Origin of the sequence: Roseomonas sp. TAS13 (assembly GCF_001950415.1) — a bacterium.
GTDB lineage: Bacteria > Pseudomonadota > Alphaproteobacteria > Acetobacterales > Acetobacteraceae > Roseomonas > Roseomonas mucosa.
In genome coordinates this window covers 1-7,768 of the sequence record NZ_BDLP01000211.1, presented here as the reverse complement: position 1 = coordinate 7,768, position 7,768 = coordinate 1, and the positions used below count along the sequence as shown (strand labels likewise).

The following is a 7,768-nucleotide window of genomic DNA, read 5'->3' as shown; positions in this document are numbered from 1 at the left end:
CCCTCGGTGGGGCTGAGCCAGCCCTGGCGCTTCGTGCTGGTGGAGGACCCGGCACGGCGCGCCGCCATCCGGGCGGATTTCGCCCGCTGCAACGCCGCGGCCCTGGCCGGGCAGGCGGAGGAGCGGGCCAGGCTCTATGCGGGGCTGAAGCTCGCCGGGCTGGAAGAGGCGCCCTGCCACCTCGCCCTCTTCGCGGAGGGCGACCCGACGCAGGGCCATGGGCTCGGCCGGGAAACCATGCCGGAGACCGTGGCCTATTCCGCCGTGATGGCGCTGCACACGCTCTGGCTGGCGGCGCGGGCCGAGGGGGTGGGCCTGGGCTGGGTCTCCATCCTCGATCCGGCGGCGGTGCGGCGGGTGCTGGATGTGCCGGGGGACTGGCTGTTCATCGGCTATCTCTGCCTCGGCTGGCCGGAAGCGGAGGAAGCCTCGCCGGAGCTGGAGCGGCTGGGCTGGGAGAAGCGCCGGCCCATCGCGGAGCGGCTGCTGCGGCGCTGATCACGGCATCGAATCGTTGACAGCGAGGGCGGGCCACAACGCAATGTGGGGCATGCGCCGCCCACCTTCCTCGATGTCGATGCGACGTCGGCCCTGCATCCAGGGCGTGGGCGCTGCGCTGTTTCTAGTGCGAGGTCGGCCGAAGGGGCGTTAGCGCCCTTCACGACCCGCCGACCCGGACTTCCTGCCCACCACCGGTCGGCGGGATGTTTCATGCCTTCCGCTGGCCTGGCTTCCAGCGGAGATACCCTGTGACCAGCGAGATTCCGACCCTGCGTAGCGCCGTCATGACGGATGCCGGGGCGATCCGCGCCCTGTCTCGCGCGGCCTATGCCCGATGGGTCCCACTCATCGGGCGCGAGCCCTGGCCGATGACGGCGGATTACGCCGAAGCTCTGCGCAAGGGGCATCGGATCGGCCTGCTGCACCAGGGTGATGTGCTGGCCGGGCTGGTGGAGATGATCCTGGAGCCGGACCATCTGATGATCGAGAATGTCGCGGTGCTGCCGGCGCATCAGGGCCAGGGGCTGGGCCGCTTCCTGGTCGCCCATGCCGAGGCGGTGGCCCGTGCGGAGGGGTATGGGCAGGTCCGGCTCTACACCAACCAGCGCTTTGCGGAGAACATCCACCTCTACCGGCGCCTGGGCTACGAGGTGGAGAGGGAAGAGACCTGGACGGGCGGGGTGATCGTCCACATGCGCAAGCCACTCGAGGGCTGAGGCGAAGGGGATGCCGCCCGGACGGCATCCCCGGCCGTGGTGGCTACAGGGCCGCCTCGGCCACCTTGATCTCCCGCACCCCGTGGCGCCGGATCACGCTCATGACCAGGAAGGTCATCAGCGCGCCCACCACCAGGCAGGCCGCGAGGAAGAGCATCGGCGTCGTGTTGCTGCCCGTGCTGTCGCGGATCCAGGGGATCGCGTTCTGGGCGATGAAGCCGCCGAGATTGCCGACCGAGTTGATCGCCGCGAGCCCCGCCGCCGCCGAGGCGCCGGTCAGGAAGGCCGAGGGGATGGCCCAGAGCACCGGCTGCGGCGCGAAGATCCCGACCGCCGCGCCGCAGAGGAAGACGAAGCGCAGCGTGTTGTCCGGCACATAGACGCTGAGCACGAGGCAGGCGGCGCCGAACAAAGCGGGGATGACGATGAAGGCGGTGGGGCTCTTCCCGGCGGCGAGCTTGGGCCAGGCATAGAGGCCGAGCGCCACCAGCAGCCAGGGGATCACGTTGATCCAGCCATTGGCGGTGTTGCTGACGCCGAAGCCCTTCACGATGGTCGGCAGCCAGTAACTGAGCCCATAGGCGCCAAGCGGGAAGGCGACGTAGTAGAGCGACATCAGCAACACCCGCCGGTCCCCCAGCACGGCGAGGGGGTTCTTGTGCTCGGTCTTGCGCATGCGCTGCGTCTCGTCCGAGAGGCGGCGCGCCAGCCAGTCCTTCTCCTCCTGCGACAGGATGCGGGATTCCTGCGGCCCGCGGTCGAGGTAGAAGAGCGTCGCGATGCCCATCACGATGGCGGGCACGCCCGTGACCAGGAAGACCCACTGCCAGCCCTGGTGGCCGCCAAGCCCGTCGAGGTCGAGCAGCATGCCGCCGATCGGCGCGCCGATGGCGTTGGCGAAGGCGCTGAAGACCATGAAGGAGCCGACCATGCGCCCGCGGTATTCATGCGGGTACCACAGCGTCAGGAGGTAGAGCACGCCGGGGAAGAAGCCGGCCTCGCAGACGCCCAGCAGGAAGCGCAGGATGTAGAACATCGTGGTGCCCTGCGTATAGGCGAGGGCGATGGTGACGGCGCCCCAGGTGACCATGATGCGCGCGAACCAGCGCGGCGCGCCGAACTTCTCCAGGAAGATGTTGCTCGGCACCTCGAAGAGGAAATAGCCGATGAAGAAGAGGGAGGCGCCGAGGCCATAGGCGTATTCCGACAGGCCGAGCGCGCCGACCATCTGCAGCTTGGCATAGCTGACGTTCTGCCGGTCGATATAGGCGATCAGGTAGATGATCCCCAGAAAGGGGATCAGGCGCCGGGTGATCTTGGAGATCACCTGTTTCTCATGGACCACGATGCTTCCTCGATCTTGGTTCGCACCCCGCTTCCCTTGCCGGATGCCGGCTTCGCGCATGCAAGGGGACCTCGCCTCGCCCGGAACAGAGACGGATTCAGGAGTGCCGTACGAGGATAAGCCAATGCGGGAACCAGATCATGTTACCGATCCGCAACATGGCGGGCGGTGACGGATCCAGGCCGCGCCAGCCATACCGGGGGGCTCCCGCCCGGCCCAGCGGAGGCCCGGGGCGCTCGGCCGGAGCCGCTACCGGCGCATGGGAAGCTCTTCCAGCCGGGTCTGGACGGTGCGGCCGCCTTCCCAGGAATTGGCGCCCTCGGCGACCTCTGGCATGGGGATGCCCTCCCGCTTGCGCCGCCGCTCGTCCGTGGAAATCCCCAGGCGGCGGTCCCGCGCCTCGACCATCTCCGGATGCGCCTGACCGTCGCCGGTGAAGCCCATCATCAGTTGCGGGATGCCATAGGGGAAATCGTCCCGGTCGTACTGCCAGTTGTGGAAGGTCTTGCCGTAGGTCGAGACGAGATCCTTGAAATAGGCCCGCTCGGCCAGTTCCGGGATGCCGGGCGCCACCAGCAGGCCCGACTTCACCTCGTAGTGGTGGCTGTGCCAGAGGCGCTTCTCCTCCTCCGGCAGGCTGCGGAAGCGCTCCTCGCTGATGATGTACTCGATGCCGATCAGCCGCGCATCCGGCCGGTTGGAATCGAAGATCACGCACTGGTGCAGGTCGTGCCGCAGATGGATGCAGAAATGCGTCGCCTCCACCTGCCGGCCCATGTCGTCCCCATACATGTGGAAGCCGTTCAGGTAGGTGCTCATCGCCTCCAGCGGATACTTCGTCTGCATGGCGCCGGCGGCGAGGTCCAGGGCGCGGTGCTTCAGCGGATGGCCCTTGCCGGTGCGCGCCGTGGCCAGCACCTTGCGGCCCAGCAGCAGGCCCGCCGCGGCGGTGACGCCGGCAGCGACGCCGAGACCGATGGCGGAAAGCGGGCTGCGGCCGCCGCAATGCGCGCAGGACCTGTCGTGGAACCATGCCATGGCCTTGCCTCCTCTGCGCAGGAGGAACGCGGCGAGACCCGGAAGGTCACGGGCATCCCCCCGAAGGCCGCCTGCCCCGGGGGCAGGCGGCCTCAGCGCTGGGTCCGGGGGCAGAAGAAAGTGCTGCGCCCGGCCTGCACGATGCGGGCGATGCCGGGACACTTCGGCGGGCCGGGGCAGGCGGGGCAGGCGCCACCCTCCCGGTCATAGACATGGAAGCGCTCCTGGAAGAAGCCGACCTCCCCATCCGCCCGCACATAGTCGCGCAGCGAGGAGCCGCCGGCCTCGATGGATTCCTCCAGCACCGCCTTGATCGCCGGCACCAGCCGCGCGGCACGGGCACCGGGCACCGTGCCGGCCAGGCGGCGGGGGGAGATCCCGGCGCGGTAGAGCGCCTCCGACACGTAGATGTTGCCGAGCCCGGCCACGATGCGCTGGTCCAGCAGCGCGGCCTTGATCGGCGTCGCCTTGCCGGCCAGGGCACGGGACAGGATGGCGGGGGTGAAGGCGTCGTCCAGCGGCTCCGGCCCCAGCCCGGCCAGAAGGCGGTGCGAATCCTCCGCCGCGGTGGGAACGAGGTCCACCATCCCGAAGCGCCGCGGGTCGCAGAAGCCGACCCGCCAGCCATCCTCCGTCTCCATCACCAGGTGCTCATGCCGCTCCGGCGCCGCGCCGCGCGTGTCGGAGGCCGCGCCCTGCGGCCCCAGGGAAGGGACCGGCGGCGACTCCTCCAGCCGCGCCACCATGCGGCCGGACATGCCGAGATGGACCAGCATCGAATCGCCGGTGGACAGGCGCATCAGCATGTATTTCGCGCGGCGGCGGAATCCCTCCACCCGCGCCCCGGTCAGGCGCATCGCCAGGTCGGGCGGGAAGGGCCAGCGCAGCCCGGCGCGGCGGGTCTCGGCATGGGCGATGGTGCGGCCGGTGAGCACGGCGGACAGGCCCCGCATCACGGTCTCGACCTCGGGCAGTTCGGGCATCTTCTCTCCGATGGAGGGCGGGGGGATCACGCCCCCGGTGGGGGCATGGAAAGCCGCCGCGGGGCGGATATCCCGGCGCGGCGTTCCGCTCTAGATAGGGTGCCATGTCCGACCAGACCGATTTCGGCTTCCGCCAGGTTCCGCGCAACGAGAAGGCCAGCCTGGTGCGTGGGGTCTTCGACAGCGTCGCCCCCCGCTATGACGTCATGAACGACCTGATGTCGCTCGGCATCCACCGGCTGTGGAAGCGCGCCTTCGTGGCCGCCATCGCCGCCTCGCCGCGCGAGACCCTGCTCGACCTCGCCGCCGGCACGGGCGACGTGGCCTTCCTGGCGAAGGAGCGCGGGGCGGGGCGGGTGATCCTGTCGGACATCAACGCCAGCATGCTGAGCGTCGGACAGGGCAGGGCGCTGTCGCGCGGACTGGCCGAGGGGCTGAGCTTCGTCTGTTCCGATGCCGAGCGGATTCCGCTGCCGGACCGCAGCGTGGAGAAGGTCTCCATGGCCTTCGGCCTGCGCAACTGCACGGACAAGGATGCCGTGATCCGGGAGGCGCGACGGGTGCTGCGGCCGGGCGGGCGATTCCATGTGCTGGAATTCTCCCGCCTGCGGATCGACGCGCTGGCGAAGCTCTACGATGCCTGGAGCTTCAAGGCCCTGCCGGCGATCGGCGCCAAGGTGGCCAACGACGCCGAGAGCTACCAGTACCTCGCCGAAAGCATCCGCCAGTTCCCGGACCAGGAAAGGCTGGAGGAGATGTTCCGCGCCGCCGGCCTGGAGCGTGTGTCGCACCGCGACCTCTCGGGCGGGATCGTGGCGATCCACACCGGCTGGCGCCTCTGACCCGGGCCTGACCTGCCACTCCCGCCCGGCCTGCTGCGCCGCAGCGCCGGGCAGGAATGCGCTCCCGGCGGGGCTGGACCTATCCGCTTCGGTGCCGCTCCGGCCTATCTGGTCCGGGGCCGTCCGAGCCTGACGCCCCGGCGTGGCCGCCTGCCGCGCCCCCGTCGCCCGCTGCCCGGCGGGGAAGGCTCCTGACCGAAGCAGCAGCGGAAGAGGTGATGCATGGCGGAAAGCGCGGCGCAGTTGCGCGAGCACGACGGCGGCCCGTCCTCCGGGCTGATCCTGCTCCTGGCCATCTCCTGCGGCATGGCGGTGGCGAACATCTACTACGCCCAGCCGCTGATCGGGCTGATCGCCCCCTCCATCGGCCTCGGCCCGGCGGTGGCGGGGCTGGTGGTGACCCTGACCCAGCTCGGCTACTGCGCCGGGCTGATCCTGCTGGTGCCGCTGGGCGACCTCGTGGAGAACCGCCGGCTGGTGGCGCTGACCCTGGCCGGCTCCACCCTGGCGCTGCTGGGCGCCGGGCTCGCCACCTCGGCGCCGGTCTTCCTGCTGGCCTCGCTGCTGGTCGGCATCGCCTCGGTGGCGGTGCAGATGCTGGTGCCGCTGGCCGCGCACATGACGCCGGAGGCCCGGCGCGGGCAGGTGGTGGGCAAGGTGATGAGCGGGCTGCTGCTCGGCATCCTGCTCGCCCGCCCGGCGGCCAGCCTGATCGCCGACCATTTCGGCTGGCGGTCGGTCTTCATCCTTTCCGCCGTGCTGATGGCGGGCCTCACGGTGATCCTGTCCCGCCGCCTGCCGGAGCGCCGCCCGCATCCGCAGGCGGGCTACGGCGCGCTGCTGCGCTCGCTCTGGCCGGTGCTGCGCGACACGCCGATCCTGCGCCGCCGCGCCGCCTACCAGACGGCGCAGTTCTGCAATTTCAGCCTGTTCTGGACGGCGGTGCCGCTGCACCTGATGGAATCGCCCTTCCACCTGTCGCAGACCGGCATCGCGCTTTTCGCCCTGGCCGGGGCGGCGGGCGCGCTGGTCGCCCCTCTGGCGGGCTGGCTGGCCGACCGGGGGCTGACCCGGCCCAGCACGGGCCTGGCCTTTGCCTTCGCTCTCTGCGCCTTCGTGATCGCCTGGCTGGGGCGGGATTCGCTGGCGGCGCTGGTGGTCGCGGCGGTCGTGCTGGATGCCGGGGTGCAGATGACGCAGATCCAGGGACAACGCGCCATCTACACGCTGCGGGCGGAGATCCGCTCGCGCCTCAACGGGCTCTACATGGCGATCTTCTTCCTGGGAGGAGCCGTGGGTTCCACCATGGCCAGCCTGCTCTTCACCCAGGGCGGCTGGACCGGCGTGGCCTGGTTCGGCGGGGCCGTCGCCCTGGCCGGCATGGCCTATTACCTCACGGAGCTGACCGGGCGGCAGGCGGCGCTGGCCGGCCGCTGACGGCGGCGGGCCTCCGCCTCAGCGCGTGCCGGTGGAGCCGAATCCGCCGGTGCCGCGCCGGGTCTCCGGCAGCGCCTCGACCTCCGCCCATTCGGCATGGGTCACGGGGGCCAGCACCGCCTGGGCGATGCGCATGCCGCGCTCCACGGTGAAGCTCTCCTGCCCGGCATTCATCAGGATGACCGAGAGCTCGCCGCGATAATCCTCGTCCACCGTGCCGGGCGTGTTGGGCATGGTGATGCCGTGCTTCAGCGCCAAACCGGAGCGGGGGCGCACCTGCAGCTCGTGCCCCGCCGGCAGCGCGACGCAGAGCCCGGTCGGCACCAGCACCCGCCCGCCCGGGGGGATGGTCAGCGGTGCCGTCACCGCCGCCAGCAGGTCCATCCCCGCGGCGCCCGGCGTGGCATAGGCGGGCAGGGGCAGGCCCTCGGCATGGGGCAGGCGGGTGACCTGGATGGTGGCGTGGCTCATGCCAGCGCCTCCGCGATCCGGGCGGCAAGGCGGTGCGCCACCTCCTCCTTCGGCAGGCGCGGCCAGTCCTCGATGCCGTCCCGCGTCACCAGATGCACCCTGTTCTCCGCGCCGCCCATCACATCCCCCGAGACATCGTTGGCCACGATCCAGTCGCAGCCCTTGCGCGCCAGCTTGGCCTGGGCATTCGCCAGCAGGTCGTCCGTTTCCGCCGCGAAGCCCACCACGAGGCCGGGGCGCCGCGCATGGTGCGAGAGCGTGGCCAGGATGTCCGGGTTGGGCACCAGGCGCAGCTCCGGCGGGGCCGCGCCCTCGCGCTTCTTGATCTTGCCGTTGCTGGCCTCGGCCACGCGCCAGTCCGCCACCGCCGCGGCGCAGACCGCCGCATCCACCTGTCTCTTGATCACATCTACGCACAGCTCCACCGTAAGGCGA

The 7,768-nt window shown here is 70.7% G+C and carries 9 protein-coding genes; 4 read left to right on the top strand and 5 right to left on the bottom strand.

The genetic code is table 11. The features are described from left to right. Together bluB and ROTAS13_RS15595 are read left to right on the top strand one after the other, a co-directional pair. Positions 1-498 (top strand): 5,6-dimethylbenzimidazole synthase (bluB, locus tag ROTAS13_RS15600; protein WP_075822794.1); only part of this gene is annotated, 498 nt, incomplete at its 5' end. Between the two features lie 251 nt (positions 499-749). Continuing rightward, the gene (locus ROTAS13_RS15595; protein WP_083755563.1) at positions 750-1,217 is read left to right on the top strand and encodes a GNAT family N-acetyltransferase; all 468 of its coding nucleotides are present in this window, start codon (positions 750-752) and stop codon (positions 1,215-1,217) included. Between the two features lie 43 nt (positions 1,218-1,260). Here ROTAS13_RS15595 and ROTAS13_RS15590 read toward each other — a convergent pair whose 3' ends face one another. The 3 genes from ROTAS13_RS15590 to mutM all read right to left on the bottom strand — a co-directional run bounded on the left by ROTAS13_RS15590 (position 1,261) and on the right by mutM (position 4,583). Beyond that, positions 1,261-2,562, bottom strand: a complete 1,302-nt coding sequence (locus ROTAS13_RS15590; protein WP_075822792.1) for an MFS transporter — start codon at positions 2,560-2,562, stop codon at positions 1,261-1,263. A 249-nt stretch (positions 2,563-2,811) separates the two neighbouring features. Then, positions 2,812-3,600 (bottom strand): OBAP family protein, encoded by a 789-nt coding sequence (locus ROTAS13_RS15585; protein WP_019460494.1) that lies wholly within the window; start codon positions 3,598-3,600, stop codon positions 2,812-2,814. Between the two features lie 92 nt (positions 3,601-3,692). Beyond that, positions 3,693-4,583 carry a bifunctional DNA-formamidopyrimidine glycosylase/DNA-(apurinic or apyrimidinic site) lyase gene (mutM, locus tag ROTAS13_RS15580; RefSeq protein ID WP_075822791.1) on the bottom strand — a complete coding sequence of 297 codons (891 nt, stop codon included), beginning with the start codon at positions 4,581-4,583 and terminating at the stop codon, positions 3,693-3,695. A 104-nt stretch (positions 4,584-4,687) separates the two neighbouring features. On the opposite strand from mutM, the gene ROTAS13_RS15575 reads away from it, so the two are divergent. Together ROTAS13_RS15575 and ROTAS13_RS15570 are read left to right on the top strand one after the other, a co-directional pair. Further along, positions 4,688-5,425, top strand: coding sequence for a class I SAM-dependent methyltransferase (locus ROTAS13_RS15575; protein ID WP_019460496.1), 738 nt, complete (start codon positions 4,688-4,690; stop codon positions 5,423-5,425). A gap of 222 nt (positions 5,426-5,647) precedes the next feature. Next, positions 5,648-6,862 carry an MFS transporter gene (locus ROTAS13_RS15570; protein WP_075822790.1) on the top strand — a complete coding sequence of 405 codons (1,215 nt, stop codon included), beginning with the start codon at positions 5,648-5,650 and terminating at the stop codon, positions 6,860-6,862. An 18-nt stretch (positions 6,863-6,880) separates the two neighbouring features. On the opposite strand, the gene dut is transcribed toward ROTAS13_RS15570, so the two are convergent. Then, a complete protein-coding gene (gene dut / locus ROTAS13_RS15565) occupies positions 6,881-7,333 on the bottom strand; it encodes a dUTP diphosphatase (RefSeq protein ID WP_075822789.1) in 453 nt (150 codons plus the stop codon). Continuing rightward, the coding region (locus ROTAS13_RS15560; protein WP_305793719.1) for a phosphopantothenoylcysteine decarboxylase at positions 7,330-7,768 on the bottom strand (439 nt) is incomplete at its 5' end. The genes dut and ROTAS13_RS15560, both read right to left, overlap by 4 nt.